This is a genomic window from Planctomicrobium mucosum (assembly GCF_051466335.1).
Taxonomy (GTDB): Bacteria; Planctomycetota; Planctomycetia; order Planctomycetales; family Planctomycetaceae; genus Planctomicrobium.
Map to the genome: position 1 here is coordinate 3,627,555 of NZ_CP195793.1, position 24,511 is coordinate 3,652,065.

Sequence of the window (24,511 nt, forward strand, 5' to 3'; positions counted from 1 at the left end):
TCTCAGTTCGCCAACTATTTCTCAGGGAACTGGAATGGCTGGCCGGCGACATCAAATCCCGGAGATTGTGCGATGTTCAGCAAAATCCCGATCGACACACCGACTGAAACCAGACTGGACCCGCCATAGCTCATCAGCGGCAGAGTCAAACCGGTAATGGGTGTCAGACCAACGGTCATCGAGGTGTTGACCACCACCTGCGTCGCCAAGAGAGTCACGATTCCGGTGCACATGAGACGTCCATAGGGATCACGTGTGGTCGCTGCCAAATGAAGGCCGGAGAGCACAAAAATCGCGTAGAGCAAAAGTGTTCCGAGAGTCCCGAATAATCCCAAACGTTCCCCGACCAGGCAATACACGAAGTCTGTTCGACCAGCGGGAAGTCGGTAGGCATAAGGATCGTCGACTGCTTGACCTCCAAACTGACTTCCCCAAACGCCCCCCAGCGAGAGCATCTGCTTTGACTGGTGCAGGTGAAAGCCGTCGCCCATGTCAGGAGCTGCCCCGTCCTGCTGCATGAATGTAGCGGTCACTCGAGATTTCTGCTCGGCGCTCATGTTTATCCAGACAATTGGGGAACAGACGATGCCCGCAAGAACCGTCGCGACCAGATGCCATCGTTTTGCCCCGGCGGTGTACAGCATCGCGAAAAGCACCGGGAAGAAAAGTAGCGCGGTTCCAAGGTCCGGCTCTTTCAAAATTAACAACACCGGAATCATGGTCATCGTGAATGGTAGGATCAGTCCGACGAGAGTTCGATGATTCTTACGAAACATCAGGTACTCGCTGAGAAACATGATGAGAGCCAGTTTGGCGAGTTCCGAGGGCTGCAGAGAAATTGGCCCCAGTGGAATCCAGCGTCTGGCTCCGAATTTCGGTGGGAAGAAATAAACAGCAATCAGCATGATCACGACAAGCACATAAAACGGGATGCTGAACCCTTTAAATGTCTGATAGGGAATCATCCAGCAAACCGTCGCGGCGATTGATGCCAATGCCAACCAGATGATCTGCTTTTGAGCAAAATTTCCAGAGCCTTCCAGTTCATCTCCGCGCGTAATTCCGCTCAATCCCATCCAGACGATCAACATCGCCGTGATCAGTAGCAGACATAGAGAAACCGGAAATGTTCTTCCCTGAAACATCCCTCACCCGACTTTTGGTCGTTCCAGACTGATCGACTTACAGACTGAAACGCAGCACCCCATCGCAGCAAAAACACACTTCGATTGATGTTAAATGAATCATTTGAGATCTAGAAGAGGAACTCGCAATTGCCGAGTTCTCGGGACTAGACCTGAACTCAAAAAATCTCGGGAAGATTGGTCTATCTGACTGTCAACAGGTGATTACGTTAAGCGGAAGCATTGAAATTATCGGTGATTCCATCAAATCGAATCACATTGAAATTTCATTGGAACCCGTGAATTTCAGATCCCTTTTTTGAGTCATTTTTTAACGAAAGTCTTTTCATGAACATCGCTGTAAAACTGATTGCAGAGTTCTTTGGAACCTCCCTGCTGGTCTTCGGAGGATGCGGAAGCGCTGTGCTTGCAGCAAAATTTCTTGATGCAACGAACAACAATGTCAATTTGGGGATCGGCTTCGTGGGTGTTTCACTCGCATTCGGACTTACGGTTCTGACAATGGCATACGCGATTGGACACATCTCTGGCTGCCACCTGAACCCCGCAGTTTCCGTCGGATTGACCGTCGCTCGGCGTTTCCCCGTTCAGGATCTGATCCCCTACATCATCGCGCAAGTGATCGGTGGACTCGCTGGTGCTGCCGTTCTGTACTTGATTGCTAGTGGAAAGGCGGGTTTCGATCTCGCTGGAGGTTTCGCGTCGAACGGCTACGGGGAGCACTCTCCTGGCGGCTACTCGATGATGGCAGCGTTTGTCGCGGAAGTCGTCCTGACGTTCTTCTTCGTGTTCGTCATCCTTGGAGCGACGCACGCCAACGCCCCAGCGGGCTTCGCACCGATCGCGATTGGCCTGGCATTAACAATGGTTCACCTGATTGGGATTCCCGTCACGAATCTTTCGGTCAATCCTGCTCGTAGCACTGGCCCGGCGATCTTTGTCGGCGGATGGGCGATTCAACAACTCTGGATTTTCTGGGTCGCCCCGATAATCGGAGGTGCACTCGCAGGGGTCGTCTATCCATTGCTCAGTGAGAAAAAGACGACTGACGCTCCGCGATAGTCTCTTTTCCACAGTGACGGTTGTGCCGGAATTTCCCTTCGCTGAATGATCGTGTCAGCGATGGTGACATTTCGGCACTTCTGTTTCCGGAGTTCAACATGCCGCTTCTCCAATGAGTCCGATTTTGAGGAGTCTAACTCCCATGACTTTCCAATCCTTGCAAACCGGATAAGCCCCCTGAAATGAAATCATGCTTCCACTCTGGAAAAGCGTACTTTTTATCCGAGTCCCCCCGAAGAGCTTGTCGTTAATACGATCGAAAATGGTTTTGCAAACTGGAGAATTGATGTTTCGTTCATTCTGGACAATGTCCTTGTTGGCCTTGGGATTCCTTTCCGCGGTCGCAAACGCTCAAACACCCCTTCAGCTAGATTCCGCTGAAGCCCAAGGTGCCCGAGAGATTGGCCAGCAATTCCTGAAGGCATTCAACGCTCACGATGCGGAAGCACTGGGTCAACTCTGGAAGGAGGATGGAACGTACTCTTCTCCCTCTCTCCCAAATGGAGAGCTGTCAGGTAAGAAAGCGATCACAGAAGCGTATCGGAAGCTGTTCGAAACCAATTCCAACGCAACCATTTCTGCACGAGATCAGGTCGCCGCCGCTCCTCAACCAAATCAACTCTTACTGGGCGGGGTGCTTGAAATTGTTCACACGAACGGCCTCCGAACCGCCTCACGGTTTTCAGCTGAAATCGATCGAGTCGATGGGACATGGCTGATCGCACGTGTGCTCGAAGTCGAGATTCCTGCGACAAATCCGCCTGCCGCATATCTGCAGCAACTCCAGTGGTTCATCGGCAACTGGGAACAACAAGGGGACGGATACTCAATCAAAACGAGGGTCCGATCCACTCCAACTGGCAATTTCATTCTTCGCAATTACCAACGGACCGTCGGTGATCAAGTCGTCAGCACAGGGGCACAAACGATTGGGTGGGACGCGGAGCAAGGTTGTTTCCGATCCTGGATGTTTGAAGACGATGGTGCATTCGGAGAAGGGGTATGGAAACAGGACGGGGAGAAATCTTGGAGCATCCAGTTCGCTATCAAGTATCCGGACGGCAGCAGGGGATCTCTGACGCAGAAGATCACGATTGAATCAAACGACCTGATTCACATGCAGAATGTTGGTGTAGAAGTCGCGGGAGAATCGCGACCGAATAGCCCAATCGTCAGCCTTAAACGGACCGCTGCGGAGAGCACTCGCTTGCGTTGATTCATTCCGGTTCGATCGGCACTTTTCAAATTTCTGCACGCATCTTCAACTCCTGATCAAGGGAGAGTTCATATGAAAACGCTAACTGCTTCAATTCTGTCTGCATCGCTGCTTTTTACGACTGCTCAAGCACCTGTGTTCGGCATGGGATTCCATGGCGGGGGTGGTGGGGGTGGATTTGGCGGCGGTGGCCGCAGCTTCGGTGGAGGTGGTGGTAACTTCGGCGGGGGTGGGGGCGGCTTCAAGGGGGGCTTCAGCGGCCCCAGCGGAGGTGGAAGCTTCGGCGGATACGGGGGCGGAAGCAACTTTGGAGGCGGAAATCGTCCGGGCGGATTCGGAGGGGCGAACAACCAGGGCGGAGGAAACCGTCCAGGCAGCTTTGGTGGATCAAACTTCGGCTCTGGGAATCCCGGCGGTGGGGAAAGGCCCGGTAATTTCGGCGGCGGTAATTTTGGCGGCGGTAACGTCGATGGCAGGAATCGCCCAGGAGCGTTCGGCGATTCAGGAAAACCAACAAACGACCAGCTTCAGAATTTCCTCGGGATGGGCAGCCCCGATAAGAACAATTTTGGAAGTGGCAACTTTAGTGGGTCTCAAAAAGCGCCTTGGCAAACCAAGTCGTCAGGCGACTTCGACAATATCCGTAATAACATTTCCGATCACAACAAGCTCGGCACGGAAGGAAATGGGGACCACAATCAATGGTTGAACGACCACCCCGAGGTGAACGATCGCATTAACAATTGGGGTGGAGACGTTCGCAATAGCTGGAACGACAATCACCCAAACTGGAACGACCATAATCACTATGGCGACAACTGGTGGCACTCTTACCATCCTGAAGTGAACAGCTGGTATTACAACAGCTGGCACAATCATCCATGGAATTACTGGTGGGCTGGGGCTGCCTGGGGAACCGTGAACGGATGGATGCTCGGGGCTGCCTTTTCCACACCGGTCTACTACAGCTACGGTTCAGGCGGAAATGTTGTTTACCAGAACGACAACGTGTACGTGAACGGTCAACAGGTCGGCACCGCGGGCGAATACGCTCAATCTGCAGCAGACCTCGCCTACGTTTCACCAGATCAAGTTCCGAACTCCAACAGCAATGGAGACTCGAATCAGGAAGACGACTGGTTGCCGCTTGGAACGTTCTCGCTCTCGACAAGTGAATCCGATACCAATCCTGCCAGAACGCTCCAATTGGCAGTGAACAAATCGGGAATTGTCAGTGGAACCATGTACAACAGCTCTACCCAGCAATCATGGCCTGTCCAAGGGAAAGTCGACAAACAAACGCAGCGCGTTGCATTCACCATCGGAAATCAGGCGGGTGTCGTCTTGGAAACGGGAATCTACAACCTGACGCAACCGCAGACAGAGGTGTTGGTCCACTACGGAACTGATCAGACTCAAACCGATCTGCTCGTTCGACTCGATGCCCCGCAAAGTGGGGCGTCGGGGAATCAGGGTCAATCGCAAAACGCCCCGCTTCCTCAAGCGGATCCCGGGAAATAATGCTCATCGGCTGACAAACAGCCGAATGGAGTCTCAATTGTTTTCGAACAGGTCGTCTTCTCTCAGAAGGCGACCTGTTTTCACTAGCTCACTCATCAACGTCAACAGATTCCAGATGTCGTCAAACTTTCACAATTCACAAGTGCCAATCGAAAATGGCGATTTCCCAGAACTGATTGATTCCTCTCTCTCTCAAAAAGATCTACTGACAGTTTGCCACCGAGCGCCTATAGTACGACTGAACGAGAAAATGAAAGAACGATGGGCATGGAGAGAAATGGTTGATGGCTGAAAAGCCAAAAAGTGTTGAAACCTCACCCGCCAACAATTGGTAGTTACCGATGAAAGCTGAGATCGAAGCCCGATCTCGCCTCTTTCAAAGCCGCTGAAACAGTCTTGTGCACCGAAGATTTCTCGTGCCGAGAGTGCGGACATTTGAGCTGTCGATCCTGTTGCAGTCACACACGTGCGTTCACATTTAATTTGTGAACAACTTCCCACTGACTGCGAGTGCCGATCGAAAGTGAGAATCGGATAATGGACTTGAGTCCAGCCACCTTCCCAGTCGAATTTGTGAGCTGTTTACGATTTTAATGATTGATCGTAATCCGTTCACTGATTGCCTCCCTGTTGGAACGCATCAAAGCGTGAATTGCATTGGTGTATTAAAGTTTGAAATTCAACAGAAATTCCTTCCTTTTTTTAAACCAAACGTTTCTTTGACGCGTCTGTAAAGCAGCTTCCTGATCATTAGGATCCGGGTGTTAAACAGTACAGATAACGTGTTGAAATCATTCTCACATTTAGACTTAATAGATTTTTTTCACTACCTTGCCGGGCATTTCGACGTGGGGCGCAGTTGAGCCTCCTGAGAATGCGAAGCACCGAGAAGAACAGTACGTTCTTCGTTAACGACGATGATTATGATTACGGAATTGGTTGCATCCAATTTGTTCACTTCGATCTCTGGATGGGGAATCTTCCTCACCGCTCTGGGGGCCATTGGCGGCAGCATCTGGGCCTACCTGGTTTCTGTGCGATCAGTCCCCATGTTCAATCGACTGGTGATGTTGGCTGGTTTTGTCATGTTGACCATCAGCCCCGTCAGTACGTTGATCGCCAGTGAAAACCCCATTACACAGGTCGGCCCTGTCCCTGTTTCAGTCATCGCGTTGATTGGATTAGGATTGGTCGTGTTGGCAACTGCAGGACAGGAGAGCATTCGGCGATTCCAACTTCGTGAACGCCTGCGTCGTAAGATCTGGGACCGTGTTGCTGACCAGCATAGTCGCATCGCAGCCTAAGAGCGTTCGGACAAAACTGATCTTGGCACGTTTTGAGGATTGTGGGAAGGTCTGGTTTTTCTGTTCATGGAGGAACCGACATGGCTGGCCAATTGCTCAGTGATGATTTGTGGAACGAGATCGAATCGTTCTTCCCAACCTACGAGTTCTCTCCCAAAGGGGGCCGACCTCCTGCGGAGAACCGCACCGTCTTCACCTGCGTTCTGTTTGTGCTCAAGACTGGGATCGCCTGGGAAGACCTGCCACTGGAGCTGGGCTGTTCTTACAAGACCTGCTACCGGCGGCTTCGCCAATGGATCGATCTGGGAGTCCTGCAAGACATTCATCGCCACCTCCTCACGCAGCTCAACGCCGCTGGTCGCCTAGAACTGGCCGACGTGCTCATCGATGCTGGGTTGATTAAGTCCCCGCTGGGAGGACAAAAATCGGCCCGAATCCGACAGACCGCGGCCGCTGCGGCAGCAAGTCGCACCTGATGACCACTCACAACGGGATTCCATTGGCCAACACGCTCACTGCTGCCAATGTCCCTGATCTGAGACAACTTCTCCCGCTGGTGTTTCTGAAGTTTCCCAAGATTGGTGGCAAGCGAGGACGGCCACTGGACCGTCCCCGTAGCGTGATCGCGGACAAGGGCTACGACTGCCAGACCACCCGTGATCTTCTCGCCGTGGCCGGGATTGAAACGCACATCCCCAAGCGCGGAACGCGACAGGCCTCTTCTCTAGGCGGCAGCCGCTGGCCCGTTGAACGGACGATCGCCTGGCTCAAGCAGTTCCGTCGAATCCGGATTCGCTGGGACAGGCGGGAAGAGATCTTTCAGGCGTTTCATGACATCGCTAACTCACTGATCACCTGGCGATTCCTCAACGCCGATTAAGTTTTGTCCGCCGGCTCTAAGTACTTGACGTTGAACTAAAATAAAAAAGGTCTCCCCTCATCATGAGAAGGAGACCTTTTTTATTATCAACGGATGTTCAATTGCGAGGCACTCAGCGAATCGGTATCGATCACTCGATCTGTGAATCTTTCCACTGAGATGTTCGTCATTGCAAGGGTGATGGAGTCCCTGGTTGATCAGCCCCATTCGAGAGTTGATCAAAAGTTTGCGAAGGAATCGACAGTGGCAATAACGAGCATGATCAACCCGAAGATCAGCTTTCCTGCGATTCCCAGGTACTTCCCGATCAGCGCACCTTTGCCAATTTGCATTCTGTCCCGATGAGATCGGCCCTGTTCGCCAAAGTACGCTCCAGCGAACGCTCCAATCCCGCCCCCAAGCAGCGCCCCGATCAGCGGTCCGACGACTGGAATTGGAATTCCCACCGTCGCTCCCACTATGCTCCCGATCAGTGATCCAACAATGGACATGATCGCCCCTCTCCGGGAAGCCCCCTGCTTTGCGGCCCCGAAGGCTCCGGCAGCGAACTCCCAGACCTCTCCAAACGTGGCGAGGACGATGAGCAGGAAGATCATTGTCCAGCTTAGATCAGGAACGGTCTCAATAGGGAGGACCAGCTTGTAAACGACCGAAAAAATGACGAGTAGCCAGTTCCCGGGAACCCCAAAAAAGTTAGACGCCCACGCCAAAGCATTCGAAAGAAATAGCAGAAAAGCCCACAAATAGATCATCGCTTGCTTCACAACAAAAATGTTAGAGTCAAATCACCCGTTTACTCTAACTCAAAAACCAAAAGTTCGCGCCTGTCTCGTCCGGAAGGAAATCGCAAAATCAGTCACATTCGCGAAATAGGTCGCTGAGCAAAATCGGTACACCCCTGTTTTCGGATGACTTCAGCATGAAATGCGGTTAACCTTACTGAGAGTCCAACAATCAATTTTCGTGAATTGCACAGCTGAAACTGGATCGATCATGCCTGCTTCCTTTCATTGCAACGAGTGCGGATTTCAGACGCAGGTGAAAGACGAGTTCGCTGGGCGAAAGATCAAATGCCCGAAATGCAAAGCGGTTGGTGCAGTCGCCGGAGCAGCGGAGGCAAAACCGAAACCAGTCAAGGCAGCGAAGCCAGCAGAAGATTCCCGCGTCGATCTTCTTTCGGTGAACTTGGACTCTTTCCAGGATGTCGAGGTTCCTGAAGGTGAAGTCCTCGATGAAAATGCGGTCGAGAAGAAGCCCAAAGCCAAAAAGAAGAAGAAATCGACCAAGGGAGTCGACCCTCAGGTGAAGACACTCGCATTTGTCTTCAGCTTGCTCTCAATCGGTGTGATCGCAGGGATCGTCGTCTTAGGTGGCCCAACAATCGTCGAGGAGTTCAATGCGTTCATGACGCCTGCTGCCTCTGCGCCTGCTGGAGGTGATGCTGCCGCACCTGTACAAGGTGGCTGAGCAAAAATTCGTGTTCACCTAATACGAATTTCTTCTTCTAATGCACTGTCATACAAAACTCGGGCGGTTTTGAGATCTTATAGAAAACACGAAACTTCTCGAAAGCAGGGACAGTCAATGTTGAATTCGCTCCTTCAATCGTTCGGACTTCTCGTCCTGCGGGCATCCCTTGGAATCATGATGCTGGCCGGTCATGGACTCACTAAATTCATGAAATTCTCTGAATTGTCAGAGTCGTTTCCCGACCCTCTGGGGGTCGGACACCGCACAAGTTTGATTCTGGCCATCTTTTCAGAAGTTGTCTGTTCGGCTTTGCTGGTACTCGGCGTCGCCACCCGATTTGTTGTCATTCCATTGATCACGACCATGCTTATTGCATTAGTCAAAGTCCACGGCGCCGATCCGTGGAGTGCCAAGGAACTGGCGGCGGTTTACCTCGCTGGCTTCGTCACCATCCTGATCTGCGGCGGCGGGCGACTCTCTCTGGACGGACTGGTTTGGTCGTTCATGAGACCTCGCCAGAATCGCATTGATTGAGTGACCCATTAGTCTAGATGAGCATGAGACTGAAGCCTGATTCAGTCCCATGCTTTTTCCATTTCTCAATTCCAAACCGACGCGGATTGGAGGAGTTTAGATGTCTTTGTTCATTTCGCTTCCAGACATTGAACTCCATGTGTTTGACGATGGGGAAGGTGATCCCATCGTTTTTATCCACGGATTCCCGCTCGATCACTCCATGTGGGACGATCAGATCAACGAGTTCGCGAAGACGAATCACGTCATCGCACCAGACCTCCGCGGATTCGGGCAAAGCGAGGACTCTTCAGGTCCAACAACCATGGAGACGTTTGCGGACGATATCGCGGACCTCCTGACTCAACTCGATATTCAGAAGCCTGTAACATTATGCGGGCTCTCGATGGGTGGCTATGTTGCCTGGCAGTTCTGGAAGCGGCATGGCTCACGACTCCGTCGTCTGATCCTCTGCGATACAAAGGCTGCCGCAGATTCTCCTGAAGCGAAAAAAACCAGAATTGAAGCGGCGCAGCGAGTGCTGAAAGAAGGTCAAGGGTTCCTCGCTGAGACCATGCCCGAGAAGCTTTTCTCACCGAAAACGCACGAAACGCAACCGGATCTGATCGCAGCGGCCCAGCAATCCATCATGAGCAATTCGCCAATGGGAATTGCAGCGGCCCAATCCGGAATGGCAGGCCGTATCGACGCGACCGATTGGCTCCCCGAAATCAGCATCCCAGTGCTCCTGATCGTCGGCGAAGATGACGTCATCACTCCGGTATCGGAGATGCAATCAATGGCAGAGCGACTGCCTGACGCCAGATTGGTGATCATTCCAAATGCAGGTCACATGGCCCCGCAGGAACAACCCGAAGCGGTGAACACTGCTATTCGCGAATTCCTAAAGAGCACGACCTGATCCGCGCAATTGGAAGTGACTCACACCACATGGAATTTGAGCGGCACACAGCGGTAAACACCCGACTCTGAAATCTTCTTGTTGCCGGAGACACTGACGCCGGAGATGCCGTGCGACGCAGGAGCATGAAACCAAGTTTTCAATGCCGTTACCTCGGTCGCGAAAAAAAATCATCCGCACTCAAACCTGTCGGTGAGAGAGCGGATAGCCGTATCGCGATGTGTCCATTTACCGCCTGTTTAGTTCTGAGTCGCCTTTTGTGAGAGCTCAATCTCAACCTGCTGAATTCGAGCGAGGCTCGCTTCGGCAGTGGCTAACTGGGCCTGTGTCGCTGCGATTGCAGCGTTGGCCACGTCGATGCCCTTTTGTTCTTCTTCCTGAACCTTCGCAGCTTCGTTCAACTGAATTTGCATAGCGTTAGCATCAGCAAGCCCCTTTTCTGCCTGCTGATGGCTTTGAACCGCAGAATCCAGCGCCGCTTGAGCAGCATTAGTCGCTTCTTGAGCAGCAACGAACGCCTGGTTCAAACTCTCGACTTTGGCTGTCGATTCTGCAATTGAGGCGTTCAAGGCAGCGACTTCTTCCGCTGGCTTCTCCGCAGCTTGTTCAAGTTGAGTTTTCAACGCATCGAGTGCAGTCTTACCGTCGGTGAGCGATTGCTCCGCGGTCTTCAGATTCTCTTGCTGAGCTTTGAGTGCTGCATCGGCCTGCTCTTGATTCGTGACCGCCTGCTTGACTGCAGCGTCGGCCTGTGCGACCGTGGCAGCATAAGCAGTCGCAGCATTGGCTCTCGATGCAATGTTCGCCTGAATCCCGTCCAAGCCCGCTTGCTGGGCCTGAAGTTGTGCTTTCAGCGCCTCGACTTTGGCAGATCCCTTAGCAACTTCCTCTTTGACCGTCGGTGGGTTCGTTGTCAGTGTGCCGACCACAGACGCGTCATCTGCATTGAAAACGGTGACGAGACCGGTCCAGTCACCAACGAGAATTCGACGTTTTTCAGCATCGAAAGAAATTTCCATCGCGATATCCGCGACGCCTGGAAGATCTCGAATCTTGTTTCCCTCGCCATTCCAGAAGCGAGTCAGATGGTCGCGGCCAGTTGTCACCATCTCACCATCTCTGGTGTAGTCGAGTGCTGTCACACCGCCGCCATGAGCGTCGAATGACTTAATCAGATTCCCGTTCTGCATCTCCCACATTTTCACAGTGCCATCTTCACTAGCGGACGCGACGACATTACTGTCGGGACGCCAGCTAATATCAGAGATCGCCTTGCGATGACCTTGCAGATCATAGAAGAGTTGACCGGTTGGCGCTTCCCAGACAACGAGACCATTACTCCGATCGCCTGAAGCGAGCAGCACCCCATCAGGGCTGAATTCGACCGCCGTAATCCAGTCGGTATGCTTCTTCATTTCATAGAGAAGTTCCCCAGTTTCCACGGAATAAACTCTCAACATTTTCTTGGGTCCACCAAGAGCGATCATGGTCTGGTCAGAACTGATATCTGCCGCCAGGACTTCGTCGTACTCTTCACCCACTTCCACAATACGATCACCGGTACGGACGTCGAAGACGATGACGCGGCCGCTTTCGCCGCCACGACCTCCACCGACAAGAAGCAACGAACCGTCGCGACTGAATTTGGCAATATGTGCTTTTCCTTCAGGGAACGGCAATACCCCAAGAAGTTGCATGCTGTCTGAATCGTAAAGACTGACTTGTTTGTATCCAGACACGGCAGTTAGCGAGGCCCATGGGCTTGTTGCAAGTGCGGTCACTGCGTTGGCGTGTGACAACACGTACGCACTCTCGCCGAAGAAACGCTGAGGAACAGCCACTTCGGCAGGGCGAGATGTAGTGATTTCCACTTTGCCAAGATTAGACTTTTTCTTCTTCTTGGCTTTGCTGCCCGCGTTTTCCAGAGCGCCAAGATTGATCCATTTTTCAATCACTGCCAGTTGATCTGCGGGCAGCTTATCGGCTGCCGGTGGCATCTTTGGTTCGCTCTCGTGAGTGATCAAACTCCACAGATAACTGTTTCCAGCGTCCCCTGGCTCGATTGCTGTTCCCGAAGAACCTCCAAGCATCATTGCGGAGTAGTTGTCGAGTACCAATCCACCCTTTTTATCGTTCGCATTGTGGCAAGACCCACATTTGGAACGAAAAATCGGCAGCACATCGTCGGCGAACGTCACCTTCTCGCCTTCCGCCATTTCGTCCGGCTTCGCATCTTCAGCAACCGCAAATGACGAGGTCCACAACAATACAGAAGCTGTGATCAAGAAGTAGCGTGGCATGGTGTGTGAAGTCGTGTTTGAGGCTGGCTGCACAGCGAATACATCTGGGAGGACGCTACGCAATAAAATTGAAGGCAGGACTGTGAAACCGGCAGCATGCCATGTGGACATGCTGCCGATGAAATCGTTTCAGCAATCAGTGATTGAACAAGAACTCTCGACTATTGAGCAGAGCCCAATAAATGTCTTCGTAGCCTTGTTGACGACGACTCTCTTCGTTGACGAGTGGAACCAGATTCCCCAACTCCTCCGCGGTCGGACGACGGGTCAAACAGGTCACATAGAGACGTTCGATCGTCTCCTCTGGAGTCAGATTCTGATCGAGCAACGTTTTCAGAACATTGCCGCCCTTCATCTTTCCTTCAACAGTATCCCCATTCATGAGATGGAGCGCCTGTGAGAGTGTCGGTTCCATACGGACTTCGCAGGAGCATGCGGTCTCTCGTGTGGCTCGACCAAACGTCTGGAGGAAGTAGGTCGAATTTTTTCCGTCTGCGATTTGAACAGCGCGGGCTCCGAGCGGAAGTCGAGCGAAATCGTCCTTGGTATTTGTCACCTGCGTGATGATATCCAACATCGACTCTGCTTTGATTCTGCGAACAGTCTGATGAGCGAAATTCAACTCGTCAGTTTTGTTGCTCTCATTACGGAGTGTCGATCGCTGATAAGTCTTCGACAGACAAATATCACGGACCAGTTTCCGGAAGTCGTAATTGTAGTCAGTGAAGTTCTTTGCGAGTGCATCGAGCAATTCTGGGTTCGAAGCTGGATTCGAAATTCGAACGTCGTCGAACGGTTCAACAATTCCAACGCCGAAGAAGTGATGCCAAACCCGATTGCTGAAGTTACGAGCAAAGAACGGGTTTTCAGGCGAAGCCAACCAGTCGGCGAGAACCTGTCGACGGTCCTTCCCTGCCACATCGGGAACCGCGCCTCCCAGAAACTTAGGAATCGCGTTTTTCCCTGTCACTGGATGAGCGACTTCTCCGCCGCCGCTGTTGAAGACGATTGTTTCACGACGATCTTCGCCGACCTTGCGTCCCACTTGTGTAAAGAACGCAGCGAAGTCGTAATAGTCGTTCTGGGTCCACTTATCGAACGGGTGGTTGTGACACTGGGCACACTGAATCCGCATTCCCATGAAGATCTGGGCGACGTTCTCAGCGACCTTCAATTGATCTCGTTCCAACTGATAGAAGTTTGTCGCTGGCTCAGAGAATGTTCCGCCGGATGTGGCAAGGATTGACCGAACCATTTCATCTAGTGGAACGTTGTTTGAAATCTGCTCCACGAGCCATTGCGAGTACAGAACGATCGATTTGTCAGAAACTTCCAAAGTGGACCGCATCATCAGCCACTCGGACCACTTGGCCACCCACATTTCTGTGAATTCTTTGCGACCCAGAAGTTCATCAATCTTCTTCTCGCGCTTGTTCGGATCGGTATCCGCCATGAAAGCATTGAACTCTTCGTAAGTCGGAAGCAATCCAATGAGATCGATCGAAACTCGGCGCAGGAACTCGTCATCGCTGCAGATTCCCGAAGGATTCAGACGAATCTTCACGAGCTTATCGGCAACAAGGGAATCGATATAGTTCGCTGGCTCTTCGACAGTCGGTGTGTACTGCAACCCCTTGGGCAACGCGAGGAACTGCGACCCCTCTGTGAAAACGTCGAAACGTGCCATGACGAATGCTTCGCCACGTTCTCCGGCAGTCACGACACCCGCTTCATCGATTTTTGCGGAGGTATCATTGCTGGAAAAGAATGAAGCGAGTGAAGTGACGTCGCGAACCGTGTTGTCGGAATAGTGAGCCAGAACAACAAGCTGCTGAGTCTCCCCAGATCCGTCCATCACAGCCTGTTTTGGAAAGAGCTCGATCGAAGTGCAGACTGCCTGACCTTCCGGGTCGGTTGGGACTCCGTTTTGAATCCACTCAACAAGAGTGCTGTTCATCGGTGAGGTCGCATCAAAGCGCTTTCCGCCAGAATGTGGAACTGCGCCAATCGATTTTTCGATGAGGAGGCTGGACTCTGGAACGGCGAGGTCGACACGGCGGCCAAGCTGTTCACGAGTGATTCGGAAATGATCCCCTTTCGGGTCATAGCCGAACAATGACAGCATGAAGCCATCCTTCCCGCGAGCAGCCCCGTGGCAACTGCCGGTGTTACAGCCGGCCTTCATGAAAATCGGCATCACGTCCAGATTGAAGCTGACCGGACGATCCTCTTCAGCCTTCTCGACCTTGATCGGAATCTGAACACTCTTGCCGTCAACAGACAAAGTCAACGATGTCGTGCCGTCTGCCACCGGGAACAGGTGTGATCCTTCGCGATTGACAACCTCTTCATTCTCAATCTTCCACTCAGTTCGAGAGCCAAGATCGCGAGTGATTCCGTCGTCATACACGCCCTGAACAATCACAGATTGGGCGGCTCGCTTCGTCGTGAGCTGAACCTCTTTCGGATACACCCGAAGTTCAACCAATTCCGCCGCAGCTGCAACCGTCTGGAACGAAAGACCAGCAATCAGCAAGTAAGTGAGTTTTCGAATCATTTTGGGATGTCTGCTTCAGTGGGAACGCGGTAGGAACTCGGTTGATGAACACGAAGCCTTCAATTCAAGAAGTACTACTGTCCCGCTGCTGCCTTTTGCTGAGCTTGTAACCGAAGTTGTTCCAGGCGTGAAAGTGGTTTCGGTGGTGCTTCCGGAGCTGCAACGGGAGCTGCTGGTGTTTCAACCATCGGAGCACCTTCGGTTGGGGCTGGTGGAGGAGTTGGCTTGTCGACCCGCAGTCGGCCAGTCCCAAGATTGTGAAGAATGAAGTCCCCATTCTCTGGAACCATCACCCGACAAAACACATTCTGAGACATCCCCGGAGGTGTGTCTTCGGCAGCCTTCACGGTGAACGTCAGTTCGGCCGTTTCCTTTGTCATCTTCAGTGGCTCAGCTGTTGAATTCGCTGGAAGCCCCAGTAGCTCGACAACCGCTTCGCCTTCGAATGGCTGTGACTGATCAATCTTGATCAGGTAAGGAATCTCTTTGCCTTGCTCAACTGCTCCCTGTGCAAACTCGAATCCGAGGTAGCGGTCTGCGACACGCAGCGGGACTGGTTGAGTCAGATATGTGTGCTCGCCGCCGTTGAACGTAGACAGACACCGGATCGCCAACATGTTCTCACGGACAGGGGCTCCATCAGAAGCGTTCACCGTCATGTTGGCTTCGAGTGCTCCTTTGGGAATCACAGCAGATCCGTTCGAGCTCATGCCTGGAGGGTTCTGGAGCATAACGAGGCGAATTTCTTCGTCCCACCCTTCTGCTTTCTCACATCGAACCTTCAGCTCAATTGAGCCTCCCTTAACGACGGGAACAGCGGGTGTTTCGATCCAGACCTTGAACGGCATCTTCTCAACCACGACGATCGGAAGGCGGTTCATTCGCTCTTCCCAAACACGCTCATCGTTACGAGCGAGAATCATCAGAGTGTCCTGGAACAGACGACCAGTGACCTTACGGTCTGGCTCGGCCGGGTTATCGAGGAACGCTTCAACGTGCGAGAACTTGCCTCCCAAGGGAGCATCCTCTGCAGCGTAGAACATTACCGACGCTGTTCCATCATTTCGCCAACTCTCGGCGCACTCGACTCGAACCCCGGGCGGCAAATCTTCACTTCGAAAATTCACTGGGCCGCCAAATTCCTGACGTGTGACGTTCGCGACGATCCCAAAGCCCCCTCCTTGTGGAATCACGATCTGAGGACCAACGTATCGTGCAAACTCAGTGGGCTGGGCTTCCAAATAAGGTGTTGGATTAGTTACTTCCACACGGTAAGCAAACGTCGGATCACCATTCATCAAGTGGTCACGGATGACAACCGCGTATTCACCATCTTCAGGAAATTTGTATTTGAGGGCAGCATCCGGACGTCGAGCGTCATCATCTGCAACCAACCCTGCGCCATCTCGCACTCGCACAATTGTGATAAACGAATCGAGACCCGAGCGAATTCGACGTCCATAAACTTCGAACTGGAATTCCTGATCCTTGGTCGCATTGAACTTGTAGTAGTCAACGTCGCCTTTCTCACTGATGACACCATTAAAGGCACCGGGGACAGTGACGACAGTCGCGGTGGCGGCGTCGCCGTTTGGTTCAACTTCTGTAAAGTTGTCCAGATTTGAAAGCATGAAAGGCACTCCCGAAGGAGCGATCCCCTGCTCATCAGTGACTGACAAACTAAACTTCTCGACCGGAATCTCCGCAGGAAGTGTCACCTGCTGTTTGATTGGTCCAGCGACATCACCAATAAAGGTAACCTCGATGGTTTCGCCTGGCTTTCCACCCGACGGGATAACTGCGGTCGGACGAGGGAAGTTTCCAATGTGCAAACAATAAATCGCGTTGCCGTCCCCGTTGTACGAGGCATCGCGGATCTGAATAAAGTAAGTTCCGTCCTCGGGTGCAATGACTGATGCAATGGCGTCATTGAGAACCAAAGGGTGATCGTCGTTGGCTGCGAGTTCGAAACGATCGGAATTCAAAATGGCGACATATGGATCGAAATAGTTCGAGCCCGTTGAAAGTCCCATACGCATCCCGAAGACTTCCGCACTGATTCGCTCCCCTTTTTTGGCTTCGAACGAATAGTAGTCGACATCCTCTGAAGTAATTCGACCCGCAACGGTGACGTTTTTACTAATGGACTGCGGGGCGGTGAACTCTGTATTTGGCTCTGCTTCTTCAACGACTGGCAACGCCGTCACGTGAAAATTCAACAGCTGGCTCAGTCCTGTTTTCGTCCGCAGACGCAGACGTTGTGACCCGAGCGGGCAATCCGCCGCGATTTTGAATTTCACACGGACGCTCTCTCCCCGGCGCTCCCCTTCTTTCTTGGGGATCGATTCCAGTTCGAGCACTTCCATACCGGAATCGTAGAGGAGAACCTCTTCGGTATCGTCGATACGTTCGCCGCGAAACATCACTTCGACTTCCGTCCCCCGCTGGGCGACGTGAGGAACGGCTCTGCGAACTTGCGGATTTGCCGCTTCAGCGTGCAAGCTGAAGAAAATCACACAGACACAGTAGACCGCAGTCAAGTACAAGAAACGCATCGAATCCCCCCGGATGATGGGCTTTTGCGGTGTCCGATTTATCGAATCGCGATAAGGATCAGACACGACGAACAGATTGTGCAGATCGAACGCAGGCACACCTGCTAAAGTCTTGTCCAACCTGCACTGTACACCGAACGTCATTTCAGTGCACAGGCTTGGTGAACAACGACCTACGCCAACAGGTCTTGCAGAACTGTGCCACCGTCGACGATTTCGATCGGACGTGCGCCTGGAGACATGAGTTCCTTGTCAGCGACAATCCCTAACGTGTGGTAAACGGTTGCGAACAGATCTTCGATCGTCACAGGATCCGTTTCGGGCTCACTGGACGTTGCATTCGAGGATCCGTAGACCAAGCCCCGTTTGACGCCGCCCCCGGCCAGTACAACGCTGAATACCTTCGGCCAGTGATCTCGGCCAGCGGTTCCGTTCATCTTCGGAGTACGACCGAATTCGGAGGAGACCATCACCAGCGTTTCATCGAGTTGACCACGTTCATCGAGGTCGCGAATCAACGCGGCGAACGCTTGATCGAACGCAGGAACCTGATTTCGGAATCCGGCAACAATGTTGTCGTGGTGGTCCCATCCACCGTATGTGAGATTGACCAGTCGCACTCCTGATTCCACAAGTCTGCGTGCGAGCAGCATTCGGGCCCCAGCGGTATTTCTACCGTACCGATCCCGCATTTCTGGAGTTTCTTTCTCCAGATCGAATGCTTCCCGTGCTGCTGGAGAAGAGATCAGGCTGTATGCGGATTCGTAGAATGAATCCATTGCATCGATTTGGTCAGAGGTCTCTCGTGAACGGAAGAAGTTGTTCACAGCTTCGAGTGCGGAACGTCGACTTGCAAACCGGCTGTCGTCCACCCCAGCAGGTAATTCTAAGTCACGAACCTTGAATCCATCGTTCGCAGGATCACTTCCGAGTGCGAATGGAGCAAATGCAGAACTCAAATACCCGCTTCCCGCATATTCGTTCGGAACACCGGGGACGCAGACGTAAGGAGGAAGATTGTTGCGGCTACCGAGTTGCTGGCTGAGCACCGAACCGATCGATGGATACAGCAAGGCCGGACTTGGTCGGTATCCGGTGAACATGTTGTGCGTTCCACGTTCATGTGCAGCTTCTCCATGAGTCATGGAGTTAATGACGCAGAGCTTATCGGCGATTTGAGCGGACTGATGGAAGGTCTCACCAAAACGAAGACCTTTCACTGCGGTTTCGATCGAGCCCATTTCACCGCGATATTCCAGCGGCGCGAATGGTTTTGGATCGAATGATTCCTGCTGGGCGATCCCCCCTGGCAGGAAGATATGGATGACAGATTTCGCGGTCCCCTGGAAGTTGGGATAGTCTTTGAGTTCAGCTTGAGCTTGGCGAGCGAGCAGTTGTGGCAGCGTGAGGCTTGTTCCAGCCAACATTCCCACTTGGAGAAAACCACGTCGAGAGAGACGCTTAAAATGCCCGGGTGCGCAGCTGCTATCAACTTTTGAAGACACGGCCATCGGCTGAACTCCATTAACTTTGTAGGTGGGCCTGAACTGTGGTGTGCAAACACGGGGCTGATACCGACAAGCGTCAGAACCAGAAATTTTGTTGTGTGAGAGGCAGGAGCACTTTGAACTTAATCCACTATATCAAAACTCATCATCATCTATTTGTCGGATAGTGAGTTTTTAAAACAATAGTTCTAAATTCAATCATGAGCCTAGATATCTCGAAACACGTAGTCAACTGAAAACTGGCAGACTCCGCCGGATCTTAATATTTCGCGTGACATCACTTCGTTGTATTTTACGGAAGAACCCTTACGACCATCCCTCTCAAGCGGCATACAAGTCGATCGATTCTCCGCAGTTGTGGTGATTCTTCATCATTTCTCCGTTCCAGTTCCGCGCTGTCCTCAAAACCTGAGCTAGGTTTCTGATCGAACCCCAGTGTGATGTCCCATTTTCGATGAGCGACGGGCATCTCAGACTTAATAATTTGCAGACGGGTGGAACCTAAAAATGGCTGCTCCTGCCACTCCTACTACAAGACTTCGTAAAGAACCATCGGGCGAGGACTTTGAAAACCTCAAACGATTGATTCACGGCAAACTCGTCGACAAACTCGACCTGAATCGCTTGGGCGAACTCCAGGGAGACACTCTCCGTCGTGAAATTCGTCTCGTCGTCGAGCATCTGTGTGATACTGAAAATCCGCTGCTCAATCGAACTGAACGAGAACGCCTGATCGAAGAAGTTCTCGATGAAACCTTCGGGTTTGGTCCGTTGGAGATCCTCATGAAGCAAGAGGGTGTCGCGGATATCATGATCAACGGCCCGAAAAAGGTGTTCGTTGAAAAAAATGGTCGGATCCAGCGTTCCGAGGTCACATTCCGGGACAATGATCATCTGCTGCAGATTCTTGACCGAATCGTCTCCCGTGTCGGTCGACGTATCGACGAAACGTCGCCGATGTGTGACGCTCGACTGCCCGATGGATCTCGACTGAACGCCATCATTCCTCCGCTGGCACTAGATGGTCCATCGCTGACAATTCGAAAGTTCGGATCGCGCCCGCTGACACTCGAAGACCTCCTTCGATTCGGTGCATTCACACCGGAAATGGTCATGTTGCTGGAAGGAGCGATGAAAGCGCGACTCAATATCATCATCAGCGGTGGTACCGGGTCCGGGAAGACGACTCTTCTCAACACGCTCTCCAGCTTTATTGCAAGCGATCAACGCGTCATCACGATTGAAGACGCTGCAGAACTCCAACTGCAACAGGAACACGTGCTCCGTCTGGAAACCCGACCAGCGAACATCGAAGGCAAAGGACAGGTCACCGCGACGGATTTGGTCAAAAACGCACTTCGTATGCGTCCAGACCGAATCATCGTCGGGGAATGTCGCGGCCCTGAAACGCTCGACATGTTGCAGGCCATGAACACTGGCCACGAAGGTTCGATGACAACCGTCCACGCCAACACCCCGCGCGACGCTGTGGCCCGTATCGAAACGATGGTCACGATGGGAGGAACCGATTTGCCCCTCAAAGCGATTCGACATCAGCTTTCCTCCGCCGTTGAACTGATTATTCAGGCAAGTCGACTGCAGGGAGGACCTCGAAAAATCACGTATGTGACAGAGGTTCTCAATATGGAGCAGGACACCATCATCATGCAGGACATCTTCCGCTACGTGCAGGATGGCATCGATGCTGATGGGAAAGCGTATGGACACTTTGAAGCGACCGGCGTGCGACCTTCATTCATGCATCGTCTTGAATCGGCTGGCGTCAAACTGCCGAACAACTTGTTCTCAGCTAGACGACTCGGTTAAACCACTGGCGTTTACGCATCCTGCACAAGAACCAATCACATTGACGACCCCTTAAAATAACAAGTCAAACCATGTTGATTGCCCTGACACTATCACCATTTGCAGCTTCTGTGATCGCCTTCATCGGCGTGACTGGGCTGATCATCGCCATTGTCTTCCTCGCCGACGGAGCAAAAGAAAACGTCGTTGAAGGACGCCTGGACGCATTGGCGGGCAAGAAAACGCACCGACAAGTTGAGGGGATGCAAGTCACCCGTGAAGTCCTCAGTGCTGAAGGACTCAAAGGGCTCAAAGCATTTTCGTATAAGCTGTTTGAACGGTTCGCGAATTTCAAACTACTCTTCGCACAGGCAGACACCAACATCAAACCCGAAACCTTCTTCCTGATCATGGGAGGAATGGCGCTGTTCGGTGTTCTGGGTGCGGTCATCGCGAATATAGCCGTTCCTTTCTATCCGCTCATTGCAATCATAGCTGCTGCTCTCCCTGTGGGCTGGCTCCTTTATATGAGGGGCCAGCGGTTTAAGAAGTTTGGCAAGCAACTACCGGAGGCGATGGAACTGATCGCCCGTGCGTTGCGTTCCGGGCACTCACTGGCAGCCGCACTCAAAGTCGTGGTCGACGAATTGCCCGACCCGATCTCCAAAGAATTCAACATCGCTTACGAGGAACAGAATCTGGGGATCCCGCTCGATGTTGCACTGAAAAATCTGTATGTCCGCATGCCGAACATGGACTACAAGTTTTTTGCAATGGCAGTCGCGATTCAGCGGCAGTCAGGGGGAGACCTCGCAGAGATCCTGGACAAAATCGGCCACATTATCCGCGAGCGATTCCGAATCCTTGGTCAGGTCCAGGCACTCACCGGCGAAGGCCGTATTAGTGGAATCGTGCTGATGGCATTGCCGATCGCACTATTCTTTGCCGTCTGGTACCTGAATGCCGAGTACGTCATGTTGCTCTTCACGGATGAACTGGGGCGTCAGATGGTTGCCGGAGCAGTAGTTCTGCAAATTCTGGGTGCTGTGACAATCAAGAAGATCATCAACATCAAAGTGTGACGAGCAGAGCATGGGGAAGGTTCTCCAAGTGATGCGCGTCGCTGTTTGAATTTCATTTTTCAATTTTATTGACACATTGACGGACCACTTCCAATGGATCCATCGCTTTTACAATATCTCGTCCCGGCGGCTGCTTTCATTGCAGTTGTACTGGGTGTGCTGGCCTTCATGTCCGCATGGAACACTGACGACGACCGCGTGTCAGAGCGTCTGCAGGTCATGAAAGATCCGCTTCAAAGAGGAACTCCCCAGACTGAAACCGGACTCGGGTCAGCCTTCAAAAAGGCAGCCCCTGCGTTGTCGCAGGCACTCAAGCCGAAGACCGAACTGGAAGAGAACAAACTGAAAGTCAAACTGGCAAATGCCGGTTATTCATCCCCACATGCGAGCACACTGTTTCTCGCCATCAAGATGGCGTCAATGGGTGTCGGTGCAGTGCTCGTGGGTGGCGTGGGAATCTTTACTCTCGGCCCCACCTTCGAAGGTCTTTGCGCAGCGGGCGTCGGATGTGCTCTCGGGATGTTCATTCCAGATACCGTGCTGAGCTTCATGGCGTGGACCCGGAAGGATCGAATCTTTCTCTCACTTCCGGACGCTCTTGACCTGCTGGTCGTCTGCGTCGAGGCGGGCTTGGGACTGGATGCCGCAATGAGAAGAGTCGCAGAAGAACTCGGTGACTCAGCCAAGGATATCTGCGATGAAATCAGCACAGCGAACTTTCAGTTGCAGATGGGGCGGAATCGCAGAGAGGTCCTCCATGATCTGGGGGTGCGGACCGGCGTCGATGACGTGAAAGCTCTGGCAGCGATTTTGATTCAAGCTGACAAGTTTGGATCGTCCGTCGCGCAAGCCCTGCGTGTTCAGTCGGACAGCATGAGAGTTAAAAGAAGTCAGCTTGCTGAAGAAAAAGCTGCGATGACTGCAGTAAAAATGATCTTCCCTCTCGTGTTGTTCATTTTCCCCGGCATTTTCGTTGTTCTCGTCGGGCCAGCAGCGATCGTCATGATTCGCCAGTTGTTGACCGAAACGTAGAACTCGTCTCGTGGAGTGTTGGGTTCCGGCAGTGATCAACTCAGGTCGCCTGATCGATCCCAAATTGACGATTCGCGTCGACTCTGTGAGTTACGGAGAGGTTGAGGATTCTGACACCGGGGATCAGAAATTCATTGTGAACCCCACCTGAAACACAGCAGGTACGACGAATCGTCATTTTACTCCCAAATTCCAGGTTCTGGTTCTCGCAGCGCGTCGATAGAATGGCATCATTCTTTTAGGCGTATTGAATATCGAGTCTCTTGATTTCCAGAATCTAGCGAGATTGATCGGTAATTTCCTTGAAATTACAGGCCGATCTTTGCGTAGAATGGAATCGAATTTGCTCAAAACTCCGTCTGTTTATTACGATGCGATCATCCGGGTCGCCAGGGACGCAATCTCAAACCTTTGATCCAATCTTGGTGTTACGCCAGTCTGGAAAGCGATTATTTTCATGAATAGCCGTCTCTTCACCAGTATCGTAGCCGCAATTTTCACCTGCGTTCTGGTAACAGATGTTTCAGCTCAGCAGGGAGAGGAAAATTGGGCCACGCGCATGTTCTCCGAACTGCGGCATGACTTTGGAACCGTCGCGCGCGGAGCAGACACCAGAGCGATCCTCAAAATTCAGAACATCTACGAAGAAGATGTGACCATCGACAACGTAGGCACGACCTGTGGTTGTACCGCAGCCAAGCCGAACAAGACCCTGCTGAAAACAGGTGAGTTTGCAGACGTCGAGATCGTCATGAATACAGTGAAGTTCATGCGTCGCAAAGACTCCAACGTCGACGTAACACTGACCTTCCGTGGTCCACAAGGGATCAGCACGAAAACTGTTCGTGTCCCCATTACGGCATACATCCGTTCCGATGTCGTCATCTCACCTGAACCAGGCAATGCCAATTTCGGCGTTGTCGAGCTCGGCCAGCAAGCAATCCGAAAACTTGACGTCGCCTACGCCGGTCGCGAAGACTGGGGAATCACAAATATCCGAATTCCCGAAGGGGCTCCAATTCAGGCTGACCTCAAAGAAGTGTTCCGAGGCAGTGGTCAAGTTCGCTACGAACTGACCGTTGTGCTGACAAGCGATGCGAAGATGGGGACAATTCAGGATCAAATCCATTTGATTACCAACGATGCCAACTCCGCAGAAGTTCCTGTGCTTGTACTGGGAACAGTTGAGCCGGATATCGTCTTTTCTCCCGCTGGAGTCTATCAACTCGGCCAGATGAAGGCGGGTGAAGTGCGTGAATTCCGGGTTGTGCTTCGTGGACGACGGCCATTCTCGATCGGAAAGATCGAAGCGGATCACCCTGATCTCATGAGCGTCAAAAGCCCCGGTGCCGATGCCAAGACAGTCCATATCGTTCCCTTTCAGGTGACTGCACCATCCACTCCCGGTGAGTTCACTGAAAACCTGACGTTTACAATCGCAGGACGTCCTGAACCGTTGGTCAGCAGCGCGACCGGCGTGGTTGTTCCCTAATCGGACACGAGCGATGTAGGAGGCTTGCCTCAATGAACACGACGTCAAACGGCGCGTGGCCATCGCTCCAAAGTGAGCCGACTGATTGAAATGATCCCGGTTGAACGATCACGACCGGGATTTTTTATTTGACCGTGTCCGGCTTT

The 24,511-nt window shown here is 52.4% G+C and carries 19 protein-coding genes; 13 read left to right on the forward strand and 6 right to left on the reverse strand.

The window, feature by feature from the left end; genetic code table 11:
- Positions 1-14: 14 nt before the first annotated feature.
- Positions 15-1,145: an FtsW/RodA/SpoVE family cell cycle protein gene (locus tag SH668x_RS14395; RefSeq protein ID WP_437185763.1), complete on the reverse strand. Its 1,131-nt coding sequence runs from the start codon at positions 1,143-1,145 to the stop codon at positions 15-17.
- Positions 1,146-1,472: 327 nt separating this feature from the next.
- Between SH668x_RS14395 and aqpZ the strand changes: the two genes are divergently transcribed.
- From aqpZ to SH668x_RS14425, 6 genes are all read left to right on the forward strand, one after another.
- Positions 1,473-2,207, forward strand: a complete 735-nt coding sequence (gene aqpZ / locus SH668x_RS14400; RefSeq protein ID WP_437185764.1) for an aquaporin Z — start codon at positions 1,473-1,475, stop codon at positions 2,205-2,207.
- A 286-nt stretch (positions 2,208-2,493) separates the two neighbouring features.
- Positions 2,494-3,423, forward strand: coding sequence for a nuclear transport factor 2 family protein (locus SH668x_RS14405; RefSeq protein WP_437185765.1), 930 nt, complete (start codon positions 2,494-2,496; stop codon positions 3,421-3,423).
- 72 nt (positions 3,424-3,495) lie between these two features.
- Complete coding sequence (locus SH668x_RS14410; RefSeq protein ID WP_437185766.1) at positions 3,496-4,944, forward strand: hypothetical protein; 1,449 nt, start codon at positions 3,496-3,498, stop codon at positions 4,942-4,944.
- A 923-nt stretch (positions 4,945-5,867) separates the two neighbouring features.
- Positions 5,868-6,248 (forward strand): hypothetical protein, encoded by a 381-nt coding sequence (locus tag SH668x_RS14415; protein ID WP_437185767.1) that lies wholly within the window; start codon positions 5,868-5,870, stop codon positions 6,246-6,248.
- An 80-nt stretch (positions 6,249-6,328) separates the two neighbouring features.
- Positions 6,329-6,724, forward strand: a complete 396-nt coding sequence (locus SH668x_RS14420) for a transposase (RefSeq protein ID WP_437185515.1) — start codon at positions 6,329-6,331, stop codon at positions 6,722-6,724.
- Positions 6,724-7,128 carry a transposase gene (locus SH668x_RS14425; RefSeq protein WP_437185516.1) on the forward strand — a complete coding sequence of 135 codons (405 nt, stop codon included), beginning with the start codon at positions 6,724-6,726 and terminating at the stop codon, positions 7,126-7,128. The genes SH668x_RS14420 and SH668x_RS14425 overlap by 1 nt, the downstream gene beginning before the upstream one ends.
- A 218-nt stretch (positions 7,129-7,346) precedes the next feature.
- On the opposite strand, the gene SH668x_RS14430 is transcribed toward SH668x_RS14425, so the two are convergent.
- Positions 7,347-7,880, reverse strand: coding sequence for a DUF456 domain-containing protein (locus SH668x_RS14430; RefSeq protein ID WP_437185768.1), 534 nt, complete (start codon positions 7,878-7,880; stop codon positions 7,347-7,349).
- Between the two features lie 241 nt (positions 7,881-8,121).
- Between SH668x_RS14430 and SH668x_RS14435 the strand changes: the two genes are divergently transcribed.
- The 3 genes from SH668x_RS14435 to SH668x_RS14445 all read left to right on the forward strand — a co-directional run bounded on the left by SH668x_RS14435 (position 8,122) and on the right by SH668x_RS14445 (position 10,033).
- Positions 8,122-8,595, forward strand: coding sequence for a hypothetical protein (locus SH668x_RS14435; protein WP_437185769.1), 474 nt, complete (start codon positions 8,122-8,124; stop codon positions 8,593-8,595).
- A gap of 117 nt (positions 8,596-8,712) precedes the next feature.
- Positions 8,713-9,132 (forward strand): DoxX family protein, encoded by a 420-nt coding sequence (locus tag SH668x_RS14440; protein WP_437185770.1) that lies wholly within the window; start codon positions 8,713-8,715, stop codon positions 9,130-9,132.
- Between the two features lie 100 nt (positions 9,133-9,232).
- Positions 9,233-10,033: an alpha/beta fold hydrolase gene (locus tag SH668x_RS14445; protein ID WP_437185771.1), complete on the forward strand. Its 801-nt coding sequence runs from the start codon at positions 9,233-9,235 to the stop codon at positions 10,031-10,033.
- 239 nt (positions 10,034-10,272) lie between these two features.
- Here SH668x_RS14445 and SH668x_RS14450 read toward each other — a convergent pair whose 3' ends face one another.
- The 4 genes from SH668x_RS14450 to SH668x_RS14465 form a co-directional block, all read right to left on the reverse strand.
- Entirely contained in the window at positions 10,273-12,444 is a 2,172-nt protein-coding gene (locus SH668x_RS14450; RefSeq protein ID WP_437185772.1) for a c-type cytochrome domain-containing protein, read from the reverse strand.
- A 25-nt stretch (positions 12,445-12,469) separates the two neighbouring features.
- Complete coding sequence (locus SH668x_RS14455) at positions 12,470-14,890, reverse strand: DUF1549 domain-containing protein (RefSeq protein WP_437185773.1); 2,421 nt, start codon at positions 14,888-14,890, stop codon at positions 12,470-12,472.
- Between the two features lie 74 nt (positions 14,891-14,964).
- Positions 14,965-17,445: a PPC domain-containing protein gene (locus SH668x_RS14460; RefSeq protein ID WP_437185774.1), complete on the reverse strand. Its 2,481-nt coding sequence runs from the start codon at positions 17,443-17,445 to the stop codon at positions 14,965-14,967.
- Positions 17,446-17,618: 173 nt separating this feature from the next.
- Entirely contained in the window at positions 17,619-18,956 is a 1,338-nt protein-coding gene (locus tag SH668x_RS14465) for a DUF1501 domain-containing protein (RefSeq protein WP_437185775.1), read from the reverse strand.
- A 504-nt stretch (positions 18,957-19,460) separates the two neighbouring features.
- Between SH668x_RS14465 and SH668x_RS14470 the strand changes: the two genes are divergently transcribed.
- The 4 genes from SH668x_RS14470 (at position 19,461) to SH668x_RS14485 (ending at position 24,365) form a co-directional block, all read left to right on the forward strand.
- On the forward strand, positions 19,461-20,780 hold the full coding sequence (locus SH668x_RS14470) for a CpaF family protein (protein WP_437185776.1): 1,320 nt from the start codon (positions 19,461-19,463) through the stop codon (positions 20,778-20,780).
- A gap of 71 nt (positions 20,781-20,851) precedes the next feature.
- A complete protein-coding gene (locus SH668x_RS14475) occupies positions 20,852-21,841 on the forward strand; it encodes a type II secretion system F family protein (RefSeq protein ID WP_437185777.1) in 990 nt (329 codons plus the stop codon).
- A gap of 93 nt (positions 21,842-21,934) precedes the next feature.
- Positions 21,935-22,873, forward strand: coding sequence for a type II secretion system F family protein (locus tag SH668x_RS14480; protein WP_437185778.1), 939 nt, complete (start codon positions 21,935-21,937; stop codon positions 22,871-22,873).
- A 457-nt stretch (positions 22,874-23,330) separates the two neighbouring features.
- Positions 23,331-24,365, forward strand: coding sequence for a DUF1573 domain-containing protein (locus SH668x_RS14485; RefSeq protein ID WP_437185779.1), 1,035 nt, complete (start codon positions 23,331-23,333; stop codon positions 24,363-24,365).
- Positions 24,366-24,511 lie beyond the last annotated feature (146 nt).

Excerpts from the sequence above, each read along its gene's own strand:
- SH668x_RS14460 (WP_437185774.1), bottom strand. The coding sequence starts at position 17,445 with ATGCGTTTCTTGTACTTGACTGCGGTCTACTGTGTCTGTGTGATTTTC.
- aqpZ (WP_437185764.1), top strand. The coding sequence starts at position 1,473 with ATGAACATCGCTGTAAAACTGATTGCAGAGTTCTTTGGAACCTCCCTG.
- SH668x_RS14405 (WP_437185765.1), top strand. The coding sequence starts at position 2,494 with ATGTTTCGTTCATTCTGGACAATGTCCTTGTTGGCCTTGGGATTCCTT.
- SH668x_RS14395 (WP_437185763.1), bottom strand. The coding sequence starts at position 1,145 with ATGTTTCAGGGAAGAACATTTCCGGTTTCTCTATGTCTGCTACTGATC.
- SH668x_RS14455 (WP_437185773.1), bottom strand. The coding sequence starts at position 14,890 with ATGATTCGAAAACTCACTTACTTGCTGATTGCTGGTCTTTCGTTCCAG.
- SH668x_RS14465 (WP_437185775.1), bottom strand. The coding sequence starts at position 18,956 with ATGGCCGTGTCTTCAAAAGTTGATAGCAGCTGCGCACCCGGGCATTTT.
- SH668x_RS14475 (WP_437185777.1), top strand. The coding sequence starts at position 20,852 with ATGTTGATTGCCCTGACACTATCACCATTTGCAGCTTCTGTGATCGCC.
- SH668x_RS14480 (WP_437185778.1), top strand. The coding sequence starts at position 21,935 with ATGGATCCATCGCTTTTACAATATCTCGTCCCGGCGGCTGCTTTCATT.
- SH668x_RS14445 (WP_437185771.1), top strand. The coding sequence starts at position 9,233 with ATGTCTTTGTTCATTTCGCTTCCAGACATTGAACTCCATGTGTTTGAC.
- SH668x_RS14410 (WP_437185766.1), top strand. The coding sequence starts at position 3,496 with ATGAAAACGCTAACTGCTTCAATTCTGTCTGCATCGCTGCTTTTTACG.
- SH668x_RS14470 (WP_437185776.1), top strand. The coding sequence starts at position 19,461 with ATGGCTGCTCCTGCCACTCCTACTACAAGACTTCGTAAAGAACCATCG.
- SH668x_RS14425 (WP_437185516.1), top strand. The coding sequence starts at position 6,724 with ATGACCACTCACAACGGGATTCCATTGGCCAACACGCTCACTGCTGCC.
- SH668x_RS14415 (WP_437185767.1), top strand. The coding sequence starts at position 5,868 with ATGATTACGGAATTGGTTGCATCCAATTTGTTCACTTCGATCTCTGGA.
- SH668x_RS14435 (WP_437185769.1), top strand. The coding sequence starts at position 8,122 with ATGCCTGCTTCCTTTCATTGCAACGAGTGCGGATTTCAGACGCAGGTG.
- SH668x_RS14485 (WP_437185779.1), top strand. The coding sequence starts at position 23,331 with ATGAATAGCCGTCTCTTCACCAGTATCGTAGCCGCAATTTTCACCTGC.
- SH668x_RS14430 (WP_437185768.1), bottom strand. The coding sequence starts at position 7,880 with ATGATCTATTTGTGGGCTTTTCTGCTATTTCTTTCGAATGCTTTGGCG.
- SH668x_RS14420 (WP_437185515.1), top strand. The coding sequence starts at position 6,329 with ATGGCTGGCCAATTGCTCAGTGATGATTTGTGGAACGAGATCGAATCG.
- SH668x_RS14450 (WP_437185772.1), bottom strand. The coding sequence starts at position 12,444 with ATGTCCACATGGCATGCTGCCGGTTTCACAGTCCTGCCTTCAATTTTA.
- SH668x_RS14440 (WP_437185770.1), top strand. The coding sequence starts at position 8,713 with ATGTTGAATTCGCTCCTTCAATCGTTCGGACTTCTCGTCCTGCGGGCA.